Genomic DNA, 21,175 nt, shown 5'->3' with positions numbered 1-21,175 from the left:
GATAAAATTATCTTATTTTTTGTACAAGCTCCAATTCGTCCAAAGAAACAGAGGTAGTAAACGCCCCGTAATTTACTATGGCTTTGCCTTTTTCAATCTTATCGATACTTCCCACGCTCCGGCTGTCTTTAATGCGCACACGGTCGCCTACTGAAAGGGCGCGTTGTAGCTTTTCTTTTTCAGCGCGTTCTTGGGCAATGCGCTCTTTCTTCTCTTCTTTGCGTTGCTGGCGGATAGCCTCCATTTGCTTATGAACTTCTTCGGTAGTAGTTTTTTTCTCCTCTTTTTGCTTGGTGCGTTCCTCTTTGCTTATTTGTTTGCGCTTGGCGTTTTCCATTTCAATGAGTTTGAGAAATTCGGATACCAAAGGGCGACGCTTACCATCGTAGAAATAACGTTCGGCTATCTGGTCTACCTTACTACCTAAGCTAATCATACGTTGGTTTTGGTCATAGAGCTCTTGATAATTTATGAGCTTGCTTTTTATTTTATCATTGAGTTCTTCTAAACGTTTGGCTTCTTCGCGGGCTTTGGTTTCCTCATCTTTCAGGGTTTCGGCAGTTTTTTCCATTTTGGAGCGTTCTTTCTGCAATTTGGCGATAGTGGCATCAAAACGCACTTTTCCTTTCTCTATTTTTTTCTTAGCTCGATTGATGAGGCTAAACGGAATGCCGTTTTTCTGCGCCACTTCAAAAGTGAAAGAACTTCCCGCTTCGCCTATTATCAGCTTATAGATGGGCTCTAAGGTTTTATCGTTGAAAAGCATATTGGCATTGCTGGCGTGAGGCAATTCATCTGCCAGCATTTTTAAATTGGTGTAATGGGTGGTAATCACCCCAAAAGCCTTTCGGTGGTAGAACTCTTCTAAGAATATTTCAGCCAAAGCACCTCCTAATTCGGGGTCACTACCTGTCCCGAACTCATCTATCAAAAACAAGGTGCGGTGATTGCACTTTTTGAGGAAGTAATTCATATTTTTGAGTCGGTAGCTGTATGTGCTAAGGTGGTTTTCAATAGATTGGTTATCACCGATATCGGTAAGAATGCGTTCAAACAAACACATTTTAGAACGATGATGCACCGGAACCAGCATTCCACTTTGTAACATTAATTGCAATAAGCCAATGGTTTTAAGTGTAATACTTTTTCCGCCCGCATTAGGTCCCGAGATGACGATAATACGATTTTCATCATTCAGTTCTATGGTTTGAGGGAAGGTAGTAACACCTTTTTTGGCATTGCTCAGGTACAGCAAAGGGTGATATGCTTCACGGAGAAATAGTTCGCGCTCCTGAGTGATTTCTGGCAAAAGTGCGTTCATTTGGTGAGCGTACTTGGCTTTGGCGCAAATAATATCAACGGCTGTGATGTATCGCTGATAGTCTTTCAGCAGGTCGGCAAACTGACTGATGAAGGCGGTAAGTTCTCTTAATATACGCTGGATTTCCTCTTTTTCGTCATAAAGCAAATTGGAGAGTTCGCGAGAGTAGATTTCGGTTTGTCGCGGTTCTATATACACTATGCTGCCTGTTTTTGAGCTCCCCCATACGGTACCCTGTACTTTTCGGCGGTACATTGCTTTCACTGCCAATACGCGGCGGTTTTCTACTACAGTTTCGCGGATATCATCGAGATAGTCGGCAGTGTTATACTCGGCGAGAGCACGGTTGAAACTTTCGTTGAGTTTTCCTTTCAAGGCGCTCAGCTCGCGACGTATATTGCCAAGCGTAGGAGAGGCTTCGTTTTTTATCTCGCCGTACTTGTCTAACACTTTATCGATAGCGTTCAGCAGTTCGGTAGTATACTCGATACTATCAGCGGTTTCGAAAAGGGTAGGGTATAGTGTTTTGAACTTCTTAAAGAAGAGAATTTGAGTGTTTACAACCTCGCTGATACGATGAATCTTCCTAATACTCGACACTTCTAACAAAGCGTTTTCAATAGATAGGAGTTTAATTTCGGAAGTGATAGATTCGCAATAGTGTGAAGGGATTGTGTTGTTATTATCAAAAGACGATAGGTATTCATTGGTTTGATTCAGTGCCAATAACAGGCTCTCCTGATTGTCGAAAGGCTTGATACGTAAGGCGTATTTCTTGCCGAGTTCAGTAAGGCAAAGGTCAGACAAATGAGAGAGTACCATAGGGAACTCTAAGTCTTCAAGTGTTTTTGTATTCATTTAGTTTTTAGGAAATATCTTTTTGTGATATAAAATCATCAGCCCCACTGCTATACATATTGCAGAGTCAGCCACATTGAACACGGGCTCGAAGAAACGAAAGCGTTCGCCTCCCCAAAAGGGTACCCAGCTGGGAAGTGTAGTATCGATAATAGGGAAGTAGAACATATCCACCACTTTGCCGTGCAAGAGGGTTCCGTAAGGATTTTCGGCAAATAGGGTAGCAATGTTACCATAACTATGGTCGAAAATTATGCCGTAAAACACCGAATCGATGATATTGCCCAGTGCTCCTGCCAATATCAAAGAAATGCAAATGATAAGTATCTTAGGATGTTGCTTTCTCACTGCCGATACCAGCCAATAACCGATACCTATTACCGCTATAATGCGGAAGAGGGTAAGAATGAGTTTGCCGTATTCGCCAGGGATTTTAGTACCCCAAGCTGCACCTTCGTTTTCTACAAAATATATTTGAAACCAACTGAAAACGGTTACGGCTTCGTTGAGGATAAAGTGTGTTTTGATGTATATTTTGCTCCATTGGTCAATGATAAGTACCAACAGAATAATAAGGAATGCGTGTTTTAATTTCATAAGTTTTTTCTTAACGATATTCTTTTACAGCTTCTACAAAGGCAATAGCGTTTCCAACGGGGACATTAGGCAGGATGCCGTGTCCTAAGTTGGCGATGTAGTGGTCTTTACCAAAAGCATCGATCATTTCTTTTACTTTTTTCTTAATTTGAACAGGAGGAGCGAGCAATTGTGAAGGGTCGAAGTTGCCTTGTAATACCTTTTTGCCACAAGTGAGTTCACGTGCTATTTCGGGGGCACAAGTCCAATCTACTCCTAAGGCAGCAGCTTTGGAAGTAGCCATTTCGGGGAGGGCATACCAACAACCCTTAGCAAAAACTATCACTTTGGTAAGAGGTGCTAAAGCCTCTACTATTTGATTGAGGTATTGCCAAGAAAAAGTGCGATAGTCGTCAGGAGATAAAACGCCTCCCCAGCTATCGAAGAATTGTACTGCATCTACGCCAGCTTTTACTTTTTCTTTGAGGTAGAGAATGGTAGTATCAGTAATTTTTTGCAATAGTTGATGAGCTAACTCAGGTTGAGTGAAGCAAAATTCTTTAGCAGTAGCATAGTCGCGTGAACCAGCCCCTTCGACGGCATAGCAGAGTATCGTCCAAGGAGAGCCAGCAAATCCAATAAGAGGCACACGGTTGTTGAGCATTTGTTTGGTAAGTTTGATAGCCTCCATCACATAACCCAAACGCTCTTGGATATTAGGAATTGTTACTTGCGCTACATCCTTAGCAGTACGAATAGGGTTAGGCAACCAAGGTCCGACACCTTTTTTCATTTCAAAAGGTATGTTCATCGCTTGAGGTACTACCAATATATCGGAAAATAAGATAGCGGCATCTACACCTACTATATCAACAGGTTGTACGGTAATTTCGGCTGCCAACTCAGGGGTTTGGCAACGCGTGAAGAAGTCGTATTTGTCGCGTAAAGCTCTAAATTCAGGTAGATATCTGCCTGCTTGTCGCATCATCCAAACAGGAGGACGCTGGGTAGTTTCACCGTTGAGTACTCTAAGGAATAAGTCGTTTTGTAACATTTTTTAGATTGAAAGCAGTAAACTTTGTCAAAGTCCCAGAGAACTTTGACAAAGTTTGTGTATTAACAATAACAATTAAATACTTTTGATGATAGTAACAAAATCATCGGCTTTGAGGGCAGCGCCTCCGATGAGACCGCCATCAACGTCTTCTTTAGCGAAGATTTCTTTAGCATTATCAGGTTTTACGCTACCACCATACAAGATAGATACTTTATCAGCTACTTCTTTACCATATTTATCGGCGATAGTTTTGCGGATGAAGTGGTGGATTTCTTGCGCTTGTTCTGGGGTTGCAGTTTCGCCTGTACCAATTGCCCATACGGGTTCATAAGCCAATACGATGTGTTGCCAAGCCTCAGTAGGCAAGTGGAACAAGCCGTTTTTGATTTGGCTACCTACAACGTCGAAGTGTTTGTTAGCTTTACGTTCGGCTAATTCTTCACCAATACAGAACACTACACGCATATTGTGTTTGAGGGCAGTGTCTACTTTTTTAGCCAAACTTTCATCGGTTTCGTTGAAGTAAGCACGGCGTTCAGAATGACCTAAAATAGTGGTTTTTACGCCAATACTATTCAACATTTCAGCTGAAATCTCACCAGTATAAGCACCATTTTCGGCAAAGTGCATATTTTGGGCAATCACTTCGATTTTGCTACCTTTAGCAGCTTCTACTGCTGGAATAAGGTTTACAAAGGTAGGGGCAATCATTACCTCAGCATCAGTTTGAGGTACTTTTTTCAATAGGTCGGAAATGAGAGCTAACGATTTGTTGAGGTCGTTATTCATTTTCCAGTTACCTGCTACAATTTTTTTTCTCATATAATGAAATATTTATAATTAGCAATTTTGGTTATACGTTGAAGCGGAAATGCATAATATCACCGTCTTTTACAATATATTCTTTACCTTCAACACGCATTTTTCCTGCTTCTTTTACTTTGGCTTCGCTGCCATAGGTGATAAAATCGTCGTAGGCAATTACTTCGGCTCGAATAAATCCTTTTTCGAAATCAGTATGGATAACACCAGCAGCTTGAGGAGCCGTATCTCCTTTATGAATTGTCCAAGCTCGTACTTCTTTTACCCCTGCGGTGAAATAAGTTTGCAAGTTTAGCAAGTGGTAAGCAGCACGAATTAATTTAGAAGCACCAGGCTCGTCCAATCCTATATCTTCCAAGAACATTTGGCGTTCTTCATAGCTTTCTAATTCGGTGATATCAGCTTCAGTAGCTACAGCTAAAACGATGATTTCGGCTTCTTCATTTTTCACCACTTCTTTTACACGTTCTACATAAGCATTACCATTTTTAGCTGATTTTTCATCGACATTACACACGTATAACACAGGTTTAGCAGTGAGCAATTGAAAGCTCTCTAATAATTCTTTTTCATCGTCGGCTACTTGTACAGCGCGGGCAGAAACGCCAGTGAGCAAAGCGTCTTTCACACGATTGAGCAAGTCCATTTCCTTAGCGGCTTTTTTATCGCCAGCTTTGGCAGCACGGGTTACTTTTTCGAGGCGTTTTTCGACAGTTTCGAGGTCTTTTAGTTGTAGTTCTATATCAATAGTTTCTTTATCTCGGATGGGGTCTACACTGCCATCGACGTGTACGATATTGTCGTTTTCAAAGCAGCGCAACACGTGAATAATAGCATTACACTCACGTATATTTCCTAAAAATTGGTTGCCTAAACCTTCACCTTTGCTCGCACCTTTTACAAGACCTGCGATGTCTACAATTTCTACGGTTGCAGGTAATACACGTTCAGGTTTTACAAGAGTTTCGAGTTTTTCTAAACGGGGATCGGGTACATTTACTACCCCTAAATTAGGTTCTATAGTGCAAAACGGGAAGTTAGCACTTTGAGCTTTAGCATTTGATAAACAATTAAATAGAGTAGACTTTCCCACGTTGGGCAGTCCAACAATTCCTGCTTTCATATTCGTTTTTTAAATTAAAGAGCGTGCAAAGGTAATAATAATTTGTCAATTAGGCAATTTGTTAATTAGGTAATTTATGGCGGTTGACGATGAGTCGCAAGCTGATATGGTTGAACCTATACAAGAGGGATATAGCAGCAGCAGTGAGTCCTGTGAGTAATCCTATCCAAATACCCATAGTACCTAAAGAAGTGTGAAGTCCTAAAAAACAAAGAATAGGGAAGGCAATGAGCCAATAGGCTATAAAGGTAATGACCATAGGAATTTTGGCATCTTGGACTCCACGCAATGCCCCAAGAGCTGTAACTTGTAATCCATCGGAGATTTGGAAAATAGCAGCAATCAACAATAGATTGGCTGCTTCGCTTATTACAGCTGCATTGGTAGCTGCTTTTTCGATATTGTCCATCTCTAAATACAATGAGGGTAACCAATCGCGTAATAAGGCTAAGAGTCCTGCAAAAAAGACTTGGGTACACAACACTAATAAGAATACAGAAAAGGCTACCCGACGTAGGTTGGCATAGTTTCTAGCTCCTAACTGGTTGCCTACACGTATCATAGCTGTAATACCTAATCCGTTGGCTACCATAAAGGTCATACTTGCTAGGTTGAGAGCTATTTGGTTAGCTGAGAGTTGGTTTTCACCCAATACACCGCTTATCCATATAGCAGCAGAGAAAATACCTGTTTCAAAAATCATTTGTAACCCTGTAGGTAGCCCGATGTTACTTATTTTTCTTATCATTGGTTTAGTGATGTTTTTGAAACTTATATTGGTAACGTATTCTTTAGTTTTAGGTAAATACTTGAGCATATAATAGAGCATTATAGGCATTGCTATACGCGAAATGAGCGTTCCTACTCCAGCACCTAATACTCCTAATTTTGGGCAACCCCAATTGCCATAGATGAAGAGATAATTACCAAATATATTGATAAGGTTTGCCAATAGGGTAACATACATTGCATATTTAGTCATAGAGAGACCATCGGCGAATTGTTTGAAAGTGTTGAATACGCCTAAAGGTATCAATGAAAAGGCAACCAAATGAGTATAGGGGACTGCCAAAGCGATTACGTTTTCACTTTGCCCTGTGATTCTCATCACGGGTTCGACAAAGAACATCAGCAAGAAAAGTACCGTGCTGAGTATGATATTGAGCAGCATACTGTGGTTGAGGATGGATTGTACGGCTTGTTTATCGCCTGCTTCGTCGTTCATAGCTACTAAAGAAGTAGTAGCCACCGAAAAACCTATAGCGAAAGACATTGCGATAAAGATAGCTGTATTTCCGAGAGCTGCAGCTCCAAGTTCGGTAATACCTACTTTGCCTACCATTACGTTATCGACAAAGCCTACAAAGGTATGCCCTAACATTCCTAAAATGACGGGGTAAGCAATCTTGAAGTTGTATTTAAATTCTTTTGTATAGTTTGATAAGTTAGGCATAAGGGATCAGGTATCAGGTGTCAGGGGATAGGGTAATTCCTATCCTCTAACTTCTGATTTCTAATTTCTACTCTTTATTGTACAGTTTCAATTTCGTTGATGATGTTTTTAGCATTGGCATAAATATCAATTACCCAAAGTACGTAGCGAATATCGACATTGATGGTGCGCTGTAGTTGTTTATCAAAAATCACATCACCTGCCATTGCTTCGATATTACCATCGAAAGCGAGACCTATGAGTTCTCCTTTGCCATTCATCACGGGTGATCCAGAGTTACCGCCAGTAATGTCGTTGTTGGTAAGAAAGTTTACGTGCATAGAGCCGTCTTTGTCTATATATCTACCAAACTCTTTCTTTTTATAAAGGTCGAGCATACGTTGAGACATATCGAACTCAGGGTCGCCTTTTTTGTATTTAGCCATTAAAGATTTGAAAGTGGTATAGTAGTTCTTTTTTACATCGGGGTTGCGTTTATCAGCAGCCAATGGACTTACTGTACCATAGGTAAGGCGCAAGGTGGAATTAGCATCAGGATACAAGATTGTGCTAATTTTAGAATCGCGCATTCCTTTTACGAATTTACGGTAGGCTTTGGCATAGCTATCTTCTAAGTCTATAATCTCTTGAGAAGGTGAACGGAAGTCTTCGACAAGGGCTTCAGCGAGTTGCAACAAAGGGTCTTTTAAGAGTTCTTCTACATCGCGTTGTGTATTAGCTTGTAAGGCTTCTTTACTGCGGTAAATGCTACCTGCTAAGAGTTCATTGACATACTTGAGGAAGTTACCTTTGTATTTTGTTTTAACATCTTTTAGCAAAGCAGGTACATTATTCCCCTTGTTGGCATAGAGTTGCAACATATCAGCAAGGATTTCTTTTTCGACATTAGCGTTTATCTTATCGTAATTAGCAAGGATGTTGTCAATTCTGTTTTGCAAGTCGGTTTCCGGCATACCACCGCGTTGGGCGGCAGCAATAGTGTTGATGTATAGGGAAGGCATTTTGATAAAGAAAGAAGCGCGGGACAAGATACTCACATAGTTCTCATCGGCAGAGCGCAAGTTTGTCTTCTCAAAATATTTAGCCAAAGTGTTGAGCACTTCGCCATATTCTGCTATATTTTCGGTTTTGTTAGCCCATTTTCCAAAAATAGCTTCGGTTTTGCGTTTTTCAGCGGCTGTTTTATGGGTTGTAAGGGCATCAATCATACCTTGGCGGTTTTTCCAATAGTTAGCTAATTGAGAGTACAAAGAGGCATATTGCAAGCGCACAGCATCGTCCTTATCCATATAACGCTTCATTGCATCCATTGCTGTTTTGGAGGCTTCAACCCAAGCAGGATAAGCATATTTCACCTTTTGATCTACCCAATAAGAACTTTCCCAACGGTTAGTACGCCCAGGGTAGCCCATAATCATCGCAAAGTCTTTATCTTGTACGCCTTTGAGGCTCACTTTAAGGTAACGTTTGGCTTTAAGAGGTATGTTGTTAGGAGAATAGTCGGCTGCATTTCCATCTTTATCAGTGTATACGCGGAAGAGAGAGAAGTCGCCAGTTTGACGAGGCCATTCCCAGTTGTCGGTGTCACCACCGAATTTTCCAATGTTTTCAGGAGGTGTACCTACGAGGCGTACATCTTTGAAGTCTTGATATACAAAGTAATAATATTCATTGCCTTGGAAGAATGAACGCACAGAAACTACATATTTACCACCTTCGCTGTTTTCTTTTTGTATTTTAGACATTTCTTGGTTGAGAGCGGCTTCGCGTTCTTTTTCGCTCATAGAGGGGGTAACAGCAGCCAACATACGATTGGTTACGTTGTCCATACGGACGAAGAAACGGACGAATGACTGTTTAGGGGAGAGTTCCTCGGCGTGAGAGCGCGCCCAAAATCCGTTCTTTAAGTGGTTGCTTTCGGGGGTAGAAAGCTGAGCAATATTGCTATAGCCACAATGATGGTTTGTGAGTACTAAGCCATCTTTGGAGATGATGCTCGCAGTACAACCTCCATTAAATTGTACGATAGCATCTTTGAGGCTGTTGTTATTGATGCTATAAATTTCTTGTGCAGTGAGTTGTAATCCTAACTTCTGCATATCTCTTTGGTTGAGACGTTCAATGAACATCAAGAACCACATTCCTTCATCAGCTCTTGCTACGGGAGTGAGCAACAAGAAAGCCAATAACATAAGACTTATTTTCTTCATAAAAAAGTGATATAATGATTTATTAGGGGGCAAAGGTACAAAATAATTAACAATTAACAATTAACAAATGACAAATGATATGGGAGCGGTGGGATAGCCCTCGATCCCCCAAAGGGGGACAATCCGGAAAAGAGAGTGGTGGGAGGAGCGAGCCGCACGGGCAGGAGGTGGGAGTGGTGGGAGGAATTAAAATATATTTAGAAATAATTTGTTAGAATAAAGAAATATTGTACTTTTGAGCCCAAAATAAAATGAAATGTCAGTAACAGTTAATCAATTAACAAAGATATATGGACAGCAAACGGCTGTGAATTCTATCAGTTTCAAGCTCAGAAAGGGGGAGATTACCGGTTTTTTAGGTCCTAATGGGGCGGGGAAATCAACAACGATGAAGATGATTACGGGGGCATTGATGCCAACCAGTGGTTCGGTTACTATTAACGGGATTGATATGCTTCAGCATCCTATTGAGGCACAGAAGACTATTGGCTATTTGCCTGAACATAACCCTTTGTATACCGAAATGTATGTGAGAGAGTATTTGCGTTTCACTTCAGATTTATATCCGAATGTACCTAAGAGTAGGGTAGAGGAGGTGATTGCCCTTACAGGGCTTACACCAGAGAGCAATAAGAAGATAGAAGCACTCTCTAAAGGGTATCGCCAGCGCGTGGGACTTGCCTCGGCTCTAATTCACGACCCTGAGATACTCATTCTCGATGAGCCAACTACGGGGCTTGATCCCAATCAGTTGATAGAGATACGTCATATCATTAAAGAGCTTGGCAAAGAGAAGACGGTTTTGCTTTCGTCGCATATTATGCAGGAAATTCAGGCGGTTGCCGATAGAGTAATCGTACTGCATAAAGGCAATATAGTGCTTGATAAAAAGATGAGCGAGCTGCAAGGCAAGGAACAGGTGATAGAAGTAGCATTCGATTTTCGTGTAGAGGAACGCCTTTTGTGTGCTTTGCCTAATGTGTCGGCAGCACAAAATGTATACGATTTCTTATATCAAATCACCTTTGACACCGAAGAGGATATGCGCCCTGTTGTGTTTGACTTTGCTAAGGAGAACGGATTAAAAATCCTCCAAATCAACCATAAACATAGAGACTTGGAGGAAACGTTTATTCAGGTAACAGGTAACAAGTAATAGATGTCAGGTGTCAGGGGACAGGTGTCAGGGGTTAGTACTCGGATGTGAAGTGTAGCTTCAGGTTCGGGTATTTTTGTTTTACCATCTCAATAGAGAATGCGGAGTCGGCGAGGAAGACTAATTGGTTCTGTTTGTCGCGTGCTAAGAACTTCTGTTTTACACGTAGGAAATCAAGATATTCGGGGTCTTTAGGGTTTTCGGGCGCTTCTACCCAGCAGGCTTTGTAGATAGGGAAGTTTTCATAACTACACTTCGCTCCGTATTCGTGTTCCAATCGGTATTGAATGACCTCATATTGAAGTGCTCCTACCGTTCCGATGACCTTGCGACCATTGAAATCTAATTTGAATAGCTGCGCGACCCCTTCGTCCATTAGCTGGTCGATGCCCTTTTCTAATTGTTTGGATTTCAGTGGATCGGCGTTATTGATGTAACGGAAATGTTCAGGAGAGAAACTCGGTATTCCCTTGAAGTGTAGCATTTCGCCTTCGGTGAGTGTATCTCCGATTTTAAAATTCCCTGTGTCGTGCAAGCCTACAATATCCCCTGCATAAGATATATCCACTACTTCTTTTTTTTCGGCAAAGAAAGCATTCGGGCTGGAGAACTTCAGCTTCTTGCCAAGGCGTGTATGCAAATAGGGCTTGTTGCGTTCAAAAGTGCCTGAAACAATCTTCACGAATGCTAAACGATCGCGGTGGTTAGGGTCCATATTGGCGTGAATCTTGAAGACGAAACCTGTGAAGGAAGGTTCATCGGGGTTTACGATGCGCTCTTCGCTGGCTTTGGGACGTGGTGAAGGGGCGATTTCGACAAAGCAATCGAGTAACTCACGTACGCCAAAATTGTTGAGTGCCGAGCCAAAGAAAACGGGTTGCTGTTCTCCATTGAGGTAGGCTTCACGGTCGAATTTTGGGTATACTTCATATACTAATTCCAAGTCGGAACGGAGGTTTGCCGCAGAACGTTCGGATATTATCCTCTCTAATTCAGGGCTATTGATGTCGTTGAAGGCGATAGTTTCTTCTATATTCTTTCGGCTGTCGCCAGAAAATAGGTTGATATTCTTCTCCCAAATGTTATAAATCCCTTTGAAATCATAGCCTATTCCGATGGGGAAACTCAGTGGTGTTACCTTTAAGCCGAGTTTTTGCTCTACTTCGTCCAACAGGTCGAAGGCATCTTTCCCTTCACGGTCTAACTTATTGATGAAGACAATCATAGGGATATTACGCATACGGCATACTTCGACGAGCTTTCCGGTTTGCTCTTCTACCCCTTTGGCGACATCGATGACTACGATGACACTATCGACGGCGGTGAGAGTGCGGAAGGTGTCTTCGGCGAAATCCTTGTGACCGGGGGTATCTAAGATGTTTATTTTATGTTCTTTATAATTGAAAGCGAGTACTGAAGTAGCAACGGAAATGCCGCGTTGTCGCTCAATCTCCATAAAGTCGGAGGTGGCTCCTTTTTTTATTTTATTTGATTTCACTGCGCCTGCTTCTTGTATAGCCCCTCCAAAGAGTAGGAGTTTTTCGGTAAGGGTTGTCTTTCCGGCGTCGGGGTGGGATATTATCCCGAAGGTACGGCGCTTTTGTATTTCTTGTTTTAAAGACATAGTGTTTATTTGTTGATTAGCTGATTTGTAAATTGGGGGCAAAGGTACGAAATATTTATAAATAGAAAATAAGAAAAAGAGTGAATTTATTGATAATTTAGGGGTAAAATTTTGTAATTGAAGATTTTATTATATTTTTCTGCACTTTTTTAAGTAATAAGTTACATTATGAATAAGGTAAAGATTCTATTATTACTATGTATTGGAGGTCTTTTTGGTTGTCAATGGTTTGGTAGTCAGGAAGCTAAGAAAGGTGTGCCTGCTATTGATTCACTTGTTGTGAAAGATACTTCGGCTCATATCAGTTTAGAAGAAGCTGAGGATAGAGTGCTTGCTTTGCCTTTGGCTAAACGAGTGGCTAAGTATATAGAGACGATTTCGGAGGGGAAGAGGGGTATTAGTTATTTTTCGGATGCTGCTACTATTGACGGTGAAGAGTTTTATGAGATAAGGATAGGGTATGATAGTTCTATTCGGTTTGAAACGTATTATATTCTTTATGTAAACAGGAACAATGGCGATGATATTCGGATTATAGAGCCTGTTTCGGGAGATATTATTCCTATTTCAGCCTTTAAGGACGATAAGAAATATGATGAAGTACCTAAAGAACATAGAGCTTTATAGGAAGAATCACACTTTGGATGGTTGATTGATATTAGATAGAGTTCAAAAGAGTAATACTTGCTTTTTAGATTGTTTTTAGTATCTTTGCGCTTTAAAGTATATAAAAATCACAATATAAAATATGATAGAAGTAACGCAACAGAAGATTGAAGAGCTTGCCCCCAATGCTGAGGCGGCTAAAAAAGGACGTGAGTTGGTGAAGAAAAACAAATTCAGCAACTTAAAAATCAACTCAGAAAAGAACCTTATATGGGGTGAATGTGCAGGGAGTGGGAAGAATCCTTACTACTGCTCTGCCGATTATATAGACCCTAATAACCCTGTATTCCGCTGTAACTGCCCGAGTCGTCAGTTTCCGTGTAAACACTCCGTGGGTTTGCTTTACTGTTTTGAGGCGAATGCTGGTCAGTTTACCGAAGGAGAAGTACCTGAGGACATTCTCTCTAAGCGTGAGAAGATAGAGAAGAAACAAGAGAAGAAAGCTCAAGAAAAGGAATCTATCAAGGAGAAAGCCGAGAAACCTAAGAAGGTAAATAAGGCGGCTTTCACTAAGAAGGTTGATGCCCAGCTCACTGGTATCGAAACTGCCCAAAAGCTGTTGCGAGATATGGTGAATACAGGACTCTCATCAGTGGATGCTAAAATGCGTGCGACCCTCAAAACACAGATAAAAGACTTAGGAAACTACTACATAGGCGGTATTCAAACGGCTTTCAACAATCTATTGCTTTCTATTGAGGAGGTAAAGAATGAGGAATATACTGCGGTGGTAGACAACTTAAACTATCTTTCGGCTTTGCTTAAAAAAGCTACTGACTACCTCAAGGCGCGCAAGGAAGACCCTGAAGGAACGCCTGAACTGTCTTCAACAATTGAAGAGCAAATAGGCTATGTGTGGAAACTCGTTGAGTTGATGCAGTATGGGCAATATGAAGAGAATGCTTCTTTGGTGCAATTGTCATTCAACAGTTATGACAACGAGGCACGCAAAGAGTATGTAGATGAGGGTGTATGGCTCAATCTCAAAACGGGTAAAATCTATAAAACATTGAACTATCGTCCTTATAAAGCTGCGAAGTATATTAAAGAAGACAACAGTGTGTTCAGTGTGTTGCAACTAAAAGACCTTTACATCTATCCTGGAGATACCAATCCGCGTATTCGTTGGGAGGCTGATGGAGCTTCAGAGCGTCCGCTATCACAAGCTGACCTTGCAGCAGTGAAAGGTTTTGCTTCGGGGCAATTTGCCGAGACGATAAAGGCTGTAAAGAACACTATTAAGAATCCGCTAATGGATAAACACCCAGTAGTGCTTTTGGCGTTGCATAAGGCTTATAGAGTAGGGGAGGACTTGGTAGTAGAAGATGCTAATGGTTTTGCTATCACTCTAAGAGATATTGAGGAAGGCGCTGTATCACCAACGGGCAATCTGAAGTCGTTTTTGCCAGCAAATGCCGAGGGGCTTTCCCTTGTGGTAATGATGCACAACGATGTAGCCAGCGGATTGCTATCAGCGCAACCACTTTCACTTATCACAGCAGAGAAAGTAATTAGACTACTCTACTAATACTAAATTATACAATAGCTAAAAAGCCCCCGTTTCCCCAAAAGGGGACAATCCGCAAAAGCAAGAATTTATTAGCAAATAATTATTTTAATGCGGACTTTGGGTTAATTGTTAATTATCAATTGTCAATTATTATGAAGCCTTTATACGATTTACAACAAGAACTGAACCGCTTGTTTATAGCGGGAAGTAAGTTTGCTAAGAACGACCCACGCCTACAGAAGCACGTTCCTATACTGAAAAAGTTAGGTGAAAAAGCTCCTGTATTCAATAAATTAGCCCAAGAAGTAGAAGCTTTGCTACAAGTAGAGAGCACACAAGCTGCCGAAAAACTATTGGGTGTTTCTACTTTGCTCTATTCAGTGCTCTATACTCAAGGCGTTACTGTAGAGGCAGAGGCTACAAAAGAAAGCCAAATCCCTACAATACAATTGGCGAATGTGAATACTACCTATTCCTATTTACAGCTGAAACCTGTACTACAAGCCCTTACCCAAAGCAACTCAGGACGTTTGGAAATATTGCAAGATGCCTTTGAACGCAAGGTATTTGACGATTCACGCACTTATGGGTACTTGAGTTATGCTTTAGCTGACAAGTATTCAGAGCTCACTTATTACGTTGAAAACACTATCATTCCAGCTTGTGGAAAAGCGATGCTCCCTTTCCTCATTGCCGACTTCCGTTTAGAAGACAAAAATGAGAATGTACGCCGATTGCGCTTGTTACACCAATTAGGATATGCAGAAATAGGTACCTTAGTAGACAAAATATTTAGTGAAAATCTCCCCAATCTGCAAGCAGAAGCTATTAATATTATAGCAGACAAGAAGGATGAACAAACCGAAGCATTTATCATCAGTTTGACGGGTGATAAGAACAAAGCCGTACGAGGGGCAGCATATAGTGCCTTAGCAAAACTTGGTACGCAACGCAGTATTGATAAGCTCTACGAATTGTACAACACCAATAAGCAGAAAGGCAATGCAGAGCTCTTGGCAGAAGCTATCGCCAAAGTAGCTGCTCCTGAGTATTTCCTGCCATTTGTGGAGAAAATACAAGAGCGTTATCAGCAGTTATTAACCATAGATGATTCAGATGAGAAAGCGCTTAGCGCAGCTTTTGAACGCTTTGTTATTGATATAGATATTTTGGCAAATAAGGATTGTGAAGAAGTATATACACTCTTCGCGGAGATGTTGCAGAACAAAGAGTTTAATGCACGACGCAAGAAAGTGTTCAAGAATACGTATGACCCTACCGCTAACAATATGATGGGGGTATTAAATACTTTGAACAGTGATAAAGTGCTCGCCTTTTATGATACCCATAAGCAACTTCTCACCTATACCAATGGCTATAGCGATATGTGGATTAACTATTTCTGTAGTGCTTTCGAGAATGAGAACTACAGCAAAGAAAAGCTCTTTGAGGTATTCAGTTCTCAATTGGGAAAATCAGCTGCTACGGATAATATTTTAGAGGCTTTTAGCGGTATTGCAGGAGCTTATGCTTATAATGCTCGCAAAGAATCAGAAGTGAGAGTAGATAGGTTAGATCCTCGCTGGGTAGACACTTTCTATTCTTTCATCAATAGTCTTAAGAAGCTCAACAACAATTATACCTATAGAGCACTCTTTGTACTTGATGCTTTAGAAGGAGCCAGTCAAAGATTAGATGATTTACTCTTGAAAGCTCTGTCTCAATCGTATTCAGATGATATGATATGGTTGTTTCACTTGGTATTAAAACGCAATTTGCCTAGTAAGTTTGAGCTGATTTATCATACCTTAGAGAGAGTAAAATCAGGTAATTCTTATTACTATCTTTACTATCTTTCTAATGCAGATTTCTGGAATCAGTTTCCTAAGGAATATGTAGAGAAGTTTAGAGCTTTGGCAAAGAAGAATAGGCTAAATGTATTTGAAGACATAGCAGACGAAATTGAGAAATCAGTTAAATAGCAGATTAAAATGAAACCCTTATACGATTTACAACAAGAACTGAATCGCTTGTTTATAGCGGGAAGTAAGTTTGCGAAGAATGATCCACGCTTGCAGAAGCACGTTCCTATACTGAAAAAGTTAGGTGAAAAAGCTCCTGTATTCAATAAGTTAGCCCAAGAAGTAGAATCTTTGCTACAAGTAGAAAGCACACAAGCTGCCGAAGAGTTATTGAATGTTGCTACTTTGCTCTATTCAGTACTCTACACACAAGGTGTTACTATAGAGGCTGAAGCCGAAAAGAGCGAGCAGGTTCCCACTATCGCTTTGGCAGATGTGAATACTACTTATTCTTATTTACAGCTGAAACCCGTGTTACAAGCTCTTACTGAGAGCAAATCGGGACGATTAGAGGTGCTTAAAGATGCTTTTGAACGCAAACTGTTTGACGATTCGCGGACTTATGGTTACTTGAGTTATGCTTTAGCAGATAAATACACCGAACTTGCCGATTATGTAGAGGAAACTATTATCCCTACTTGTGGGAAAGCAATGCTCCCCTTTCTTTTATCAGACTTTAGTTTGGAGGACAAAACAGAACACGTACGCCGATTGCGTTTGCTACACCAATTAGGTTATGAAGGAATAGATGCTTTGGTAGATAAAATATTTGCCGAAAACTTGCCTAATTTACAAGCTGAAGCAGTCATTATACTTTCAGACAAGAAAGATGAAAAGACAGAAGACTTTATCATCAGTTTGACAAGTGATAAGAATAAAGTGGTACGAGGAGCAGCTTATAAAGCGTTAGCCAAACTCGGTACGCAACGCAGTATTGACAAACTTTACGAATTGTACAGCAATAACAAACAGAAAGGAAATGCGGAACTCTTAGCAAATGCTATTGCTACAGTTCCGCTACCCTCGCACTATCAGTCGTTTGTTCAAAAAGTGCGTGAATACTTTGAAGCGTTACTTGCAATGGATGACTCTGACGAGAAAGCAGTAGTAGCAGCTTTTGAACGTTTGCCTATAGAGTTGGAAGTGTTGAAATACAAAGATTACCCTGAGACTTATGCACTTTTGGGAGAAATGTTTGGTAATAAACTCTTCAATGTGATGGCTAAGAAGCGTTCACTTACTAATTATCATATTATACCACGCCTTGTAGATGTATTAGATACATTTAAACAAGAGAAAATCATATCTTTTTATGAACAATACACTGATACATTAGTACATAGTGATTGGGCATATCCTCTTTTTACTGATTATTTTTATCGTATTCTTAACGGAGAAGCCGAATATAGCAAAGAGAAAATCTATGAGATTTTTGCTCCTCAATTTGGAAAGGTACTTGCTCATTATGATGCTATAGAAGGATTAGCAGGGACTAAAGGGGGATATGCCGTAGGTTTTTTCTATAAAAAATTACGTCCTATTACACCTGATAAAATAGACTCACGTTGGGCTGATTTATTCTATAATTATCTGTTAAGCCTTAAGAAATGCGATGATAATTACAGTTTAGAAGCTCTTAAAGTTCTTTCTAATTTAGAAGAAAATAGTTCTCGTCTTAACAAACTTATTTTGGAAATACTTCCTAAAGCATCTATTTATAAGAAAGAAATTCTTTACTACCTTATTGCGAAAAGCAATATACCTAACAAGTTTGAAGTGCTATATGAGTCGATAGCAAAGATACCTAAAGGATACCACTATTATTATAATAACATAATAGAAGATGAAAACTTTTGGAAGTCTTTTCCTAAAGAATACGCTAAGAAGTTCCGCGAATTATACGAAAAAACAAAGAACAATTTGTTTGAAAATATAGCGGATCAAATAGAAAAATCTTTATAAAGAAGAGGCGTGCTGTTAAAGCACGCCCTTTTTATTTTAGGTACTCGGCAGTGAAACTATTCTTGTTTTTAGCCACTTCTTCAGGAGTACCAAAAGCTATTACTTCGCCACCTGCTTTACCCCCATCGTGCCCTATATCTATGATATAATCTACTTTTCTGATAACATCGAGGTTGTGCTCTATCACCAGAACAGTATTGCCCTTATCTACTAAACGGTCGAGTACTTCGAGGAGTACTTTCACATCTTCGAAATGGAGTCCTGTGGTGGGTTCATCTAATATATAAAAAGTATTGCCCGTGTCTATTTTAGAAAGCTCTGTGGCTAACTTCACCCGTTGGGCTTCTCCTCCTGAAAGGGTAGTAGATTGTTGCCCTAAAGTGATGTAGCCTAAACCTACCTCTTCAATAGTTTTTAGTTTGCGGTATATTTTAGGGATAGGTTCAAAGAATTTTACTGCCTCACTTATGGTCATATCCAGCACATCGGCAATAGATTTCCCTTTGTATCGCACTTCAAGGGTCTCGCGGTTGAAGCGTTTGCCTTTACAAGTTTCGCAAGGCACATAGACATCAGGGAGGAAGTTCATTTCAATCACCTTTAAGCCTGAGCCTTCGCAGGTTTCACATCTACCGCCTTTCACGTTGAAACTAAATCTACCTGGTTTGTAGCCACGTATTTGCGCTTCGGGTACTTGGGTGAAAAGGTTACGTATCTCACTGAAAACACCTGTATAGGTAGCAGGATTTGAACGTGGTGTGCGCCCAATAGGTGATTGGTCAATATCGATTACCTTATCAATATGTTCTAAGCCTTCAATACTTTTGTAAGGCATCGGTTTTTTTACGCCATTAAAGAAGTGAGCGTTTAAGATAGGATACAGAGTCTCGTTAATAAGCGTTGATTTGCCACTTCCTGATACACCTGTTACCCCTATCATTACTCCTAATGGGAATTTTACGGTTACGTTCTTTAGATTGTTACCTGTACAGCCTTTTAGGATAATTTCCTTGCCATTGCCTTTGCGTCTTTGGGTAGGTATTTCAATTCGTTTTCTCCCACTCATATAGTCGGCGGTGATGGTATTTGCTTTTAGCAACTCTTTAGGCGTTCCTTGAAAGATAATATCCCCTCCATTTACGCCTGCTTTAGGTCCTATATCCACTACATAATCGGCTTCTTGTATCATTTCTTCATCGTGTTCTACCACAATTACTGAGTTGCCAATATCTCTGAGCGATTTCAGCGAGTTGATAAGCCTTTTGTTATCTCGCTGATGCAAACCAATGCTAGGTTCATCGAGTATATAGAGTACCCCTGTGAGTTGAGAGCCTATCTGCGTTGCCAGTCTGATACGTTGAGCTTCTCCTCCAGACAACGATTTAGAACTTCTGTTAAGAGCTAAATAAGTAAGCCCTACATCTATGAGGAATTGGAGTCGGGTGGTGATCTCTTTGATAATTTCTTCTGCAATTTTGCGCTGTTTGGTAGAGAGATGCTCAGGTAGAGATTTGAACCACGCCAATAAATCTGTAATATCTAAGGCAGATAGTTCAGCTATATTTTTATCAGCTATTTTAAAGTAAAGTGCCTCTTTACGCAAGCGAGTGCCGTGACATTCCTCGCAAGGAATAGTATCCATAAACTCTTCAGCCCAGCGCTTGATAGCTGCCATATCGGCATTTTCGTGCTGGCTTTTGATGAAGTTGATGATACCTTCGAAATCAATTTCAAAATTGCGCGTAATGCCTAATACATCCGATTTGATAGCGTATTTATCTTTACCACCATAGAGAATAATATCCATCGCTTCTTTAGGAAGTGTTTCAATAGGGTCGGAGAGTTTATGACCGAACTTTTGTACAATGAGCTCTAATTGTTTGAATATCCAAGTGTTCTTTTGCTCTCCTACCGCTGTAATCCCGCCGTTCTTGATAGAGATAGAAGAGTCGGGGATAATTTTGGAGAGGTTGATTTCTTGCACTTCACCCAACCCATTGCAGTGCGGACACATTCCTTTAGGAGAATTGAAAGAGAAGGTATTAGGTTCAGGAAGAGGATATGAGATGCCCGAAGAAGGACACATCAAATGTCGGCTGAAATAGTGAGCTTTTTTTTGGTCGTGTTCTAAAACCATTAGCACATCGTCGCCGTAGTTCATTGCAATTTTGATACTTTCTTGTAGGCGTTTTTGGGTGTCGTCAGTATCATCAATTAGCATACGGTCGATCACAATTTCAATATCGTGTGTTTTGTAACGGTCGAGTTTCATACCCTTTTCGATATCACGGATTTCGCCATCGGTACGCACCTTTACAAAGCCTTGTTTGGCAATCTGTTCAAAGAGCTCGCGGTAATGTCCTTTTCTCGATTGAACCACGGGCGCTAATAGGTTAATGCGTTTGCCTTTGTATTCTTTGGTAATGAGTTCCTGAATTTGGCTATCGGTATAACTTACCATTTTTTCGCCTGTAGCATAGCTATAAGCATCGGAAGCACGGGCAAAAAGCAGGCGCAAGAAGTCGTAGATTTCGGTGATAGTACCCACTGTAGAGCGCGGTGATTTGGAGGTAGTTTTCTGTTCTATAGCAATCACAGGCGATAGTCCGTCGATTTTATCTACATCGGGGCGCTCTAATCCCCCGAGAAACTGGCGAGCATAAGCCGAGAAAGTCTCGATATAACGGCGTTGTCCTTCGGCATAAATAGTATCAAAAGCCAATGAGGACTTGCCACTACCAGAAAGCCCAGTGAAGACAACAAGTTTTTCGCGGGGAATGGAAAGGTCTATATTTTTGAGGTTATGCACCCTTGCGCCTTGAACATCAAGGTTTTCTACAGGGGTGATATTTGTAGTTTTCTTCTTCATTTTGAAATGATGATATTATCGAGGGGCAAAAGTACGGAAAAAATTGGTATAATAACGTGAGTTCGACGTAAGAAAAGTTATTTTTTATTTGCAAAAAAGGGATAGT

The 21,175-nt window shown here is 40.6% G+C and carries 14 protein-coding genes; 5 read left to right on the top strand and 9 right to left on the bottom strand.

The window, feature by feature from the left end:
• Positions 1-7: 7 nt before the first annotated feature.
• The 7 genes from Q0162_RS08500 to Q0162_RS08470 all read right to left on the bottom strand — a co-directional run bounded on the left by Q0162_RS08500 (position 8) and on the right by Q0162_RS08470 (position 9,420).
• Positions 8-2,179 (bottom strand): DNA mismatch repair protein MutS, encoded by a 2,172-nt coding sequence (locus Q0162_RS08500; RefSeq protein WP_297890925.1) that lies wholly within the window; start codon positions 2,177-2,179, stop codon positions 8-10.
• Positions 2,180-2,776, bottom strand: a complete 597-nt coding sequence (locus tag Q0162_RS08495) for a lipoprotein signal peptidase (RefSeq protein ID WP_297890924.1) — start codon at positions 2,774-2,776, stop codon at positions 2,180-2,182.
• Positions 2,777-2,786: 10 nt separating this feature from the next.
• The gene (gene hemE, locus Q0162_RS08490; RefSeq protein ID WP_297890923.1) at positions 2,787-3,809 is read right to left on the bottom strand and encodes a uroporphyrinogen decarboxylase; all 1,023 of its coding nucleotides are present in this window, start codon (positions 3,807-3,809) and stop codon (positions 2,787-2,789) included.
• Between the two features lie 75 nt (positions 3,810-3,884).
• Entirely contained in the window at positions 3,885-4,634 is a 750-nt protein-coding gene (gene tpiA / locus Q0162_RS08485; RefSeq protein WP_297890922.1) for a triose-phosphate isomerase, read from the bottom strand.
• 31 nt (positions 4,635-4,665) lie between these two features.
• On the bottom strand, positions 4,666-5,757 hold the full coding sequence (gene ychF, locus Q0162_RS08480) for a redox-regulated ATPase YchF (RefSeq protein ID WP_002678189.1): 1,092 nt from the start codon (positions 5,755-5,757) through the stop codon (positions 4,666-4,668).
• Between the two features lie 61 nt (positions 5,758-5,818).
• The gene (locus Q0162_RS08475) at positions 5,819-7,210 is read right to left on the bottom strand and encodes an MATE family efflux transporter (protein ID WP_297890921.1); all 1,392 of its coding nucleotides are present in this window, start codon (positions 7,208-7,210) and stop codon (positions 5,819-5,821) included.
• 74 nt (positions 7,211-7,284) lie between these two features.
• The gene (locus tag Q0162_RS08470; protein ID WP_297890920.1) at positions 7,285-9,420 is read right to left on the bottom strand and encodes a S46 family peptidase; all 2,136 of its coding nucleotides are present in this window, start codon (positions 9,418-9,420) and stop codon (positions 7,285-7,287) included.
• Positions 9,421-9,676: 256 nt separating this feature from the next.
• On the opposite strand from Q0162_RS08470, the gene gldA reads away from it, so the two are divergent.
• Positions 9,677-10,576 (top strand): gliding motility-associated ABC transporter ATP-binding subunit GldA, encoded by a 900-nt coding sequence (gene gldA / locus Q0162_RS08465; protein WP_297890919.1) that lies wholly within the window; start codon positions 9,677-9,679, stop codon positions 10,574-10,576.
• Between the two features lie 34 nt (positions 10,577-10,610).
• Here the strand turns inward: gldA and Q0162_RS08460 are convergent, their stop codons facing one another.
• Entirely contained in the window at positions 10,611-12,200 is a 1,590-nt protein-coding gene (locus tag Q0162_RS08460; protein WP_297890918.1) for a peptide chain release factor 3, read from the bottom strand.
• Between the two features lie 168 nt (positions 12,201-12,368).
• Here Q0162_RS08460 and Q0162_RS08455 point away from each other — a divergent pair, with 168 nt between their 5' ends.
• From Q0162_RS08455 to Q0162_RS08440, 4 genes are all read left to right on the top strand, one after another.
• Entirely contained in the window at positions 12,369-12,827 is a 459-nt protein-coding gene (locus Q0162_RS08455) for a hypothetical protein (protein WP_297890917.1), read from the top strand.
• Between the two features lie 121 nt (positions 12,828-12,948).
• Positions 12,949-14,394 (top strand): SWIM zinc finger family protein, encoded by a 1,446-nt coding sequence (locus Q0162_RS08450; RefSeq protein WP_297890916.1) that lies wholly within the window; start codon positions 12,949-12,951, stop codon positions 14,392-14,394.
• Between the two features lie 134 nt (positions 14,395-14,528).
• Positions 14,529-16,358, top strand: coding sequence for a HEAT repeat domain-containing protein (locus tag Q0162_RS08445; protein WP_297890915.1), 1,830 nt, complete (start codon positions 14,529-14,531; stop codon positions 16,356-16,358).
• Between the two features lie 9 nt (positions 16,359-16,367).
• A complete protein-coding gene (locus Q0162_RS08440) occupies positions 16,368-18,200 on the top strand; it encodes a HEAT repeat domain-containing protein (RefSeq protein WP_297890914.1) in 1,833 nt (610 codons plus the stop codon).
• Between the two features lie 31 nt (positions 18,201-18,231).
• On the opposite strand, the gene uvrA is transcribed toward Q0162_RS08440, so the two are convergent.
• Positions 18,232-21,069, bottom strand: coding sequence for an excinuclease ABC subunit UvrA (gene uvrA / locus Q0162_RS08435; RefSeq protein WP_297890913.1), 2,838 nt, complete (start codon positions 21,067-21,069; stop codon positions 18,232-18,234).
• Positions 21,070-21,175 lie beyond the last annotated feature (106 nt).

The sequence above is a fragment of the uncultured Capnocytophaga sp. genome (assembly GCF_937936315.1).
Classification (GTDB): domain Bacteria; phylum Bacteroidota; class Bacteroidia; order Flavobacteriales; family Flavobacteriaceae; genus Capnocytophaga.
The sequence above is the reverse complement of the archived record's forward strand: the minus strand, read 5'-3'. Positions and strand labels throughout refer to the sequence as shown.

Bases quoted from the DNA above. Each gene is read 5' to 3' on its own strand.
- Q0162_RS08500 (WP_297890925.1), bottom strand. From the start codon at position 2,179: ATGAATACAAAAACACTTGAAGACTTAGAGTTCCCTATGGTACTCTCT.
- Q0162_RS08495 (WP_297890924.1), bottom strand. From the start codon at position 2,776: ATGAAATTAAAACACGCATTCCTTATTATTCTGTTGGTACTTATCATT.
- hemE (WP_297890923.1), bottom strand. From the start codon at position 3,809: ATGTTACAAAACGACTTATTCCTTAGAGTACTCAACGGTGAAACTACC.
- tpiA (WP_297890922.1), bottom strand. From the start codon at position 4,634: ATGAGAAAAAAAATTGTAGCAGGTAACTGGAAAATGAATAACGACCTC.
- ychF (WP_002678189.1), bottom strand. From the start codon at position 5,757: ATGAAAGCAGGAATTGTTGGACTGCCCAACGTGGGAAAGTCTACTCTA.
- Q0162_RS08475 (WP_297890921.1), bottom strand. From the start codon at position 7,210: ATGCCTAACTTATCAAACTATACAAAAGAATTTAAATACAACTTCAAG.
- Q0162_RS08470 (WP_297890920.1), bottom strand. From the start codon at position 9,420: ATGAAGAAAATAAGTCTTATGTTATTGGCTTTCTTGTTGCTCACTCCC.
- gldA (WP_297890919.1), top strand. From the start codon at position 9,677: ATGTCAGTAACAGTTAATCAATTAACAAAGATATATGGACAGCAAACG.
- Q0162_RS08460 (WP_297890918.1), bottom strand. From the start codon at position 12,200: ATGTCTTTAAAACAAGAAATACAAAAGCGCCGTACCTTCGGGATAATA.
- Q0162_RS08455 (WP_297890917.1), top strand. From the start codon at position 12,369: ATGAATAAGGTAAAGATTCTATTATTACTATGTATTGGAGGTCTTTTT.
- Q0162_RS08450 (WP_297890916.1), top strand. From the start codon at position 12,949: ATGATAGAAGTAACGCAACAGAAGATTGAAGAGCTTGCCCCCAATGCT.
- Q0162_RS08445 (WP_297890915.1), top strand. From the start codon at position 14,529: ATGAAGCCTTTATACGATTTACAACAAGAACTGAACCGCTTGTTTATA.
- Q0162_RS08440 (WP_297890914.1), top strand. From the start codon at position 16,368: ATGAAACCCTTATACGATTTACAACAAGAACTGAATCGCTTGTTTATA.
- uvrA (WP_297890913.1), bottom strand. From the start codon at position 21,069: ATGAAGAAGAAAACTACAAATATCACCCCTGTAGAAAACCTTGATGTT.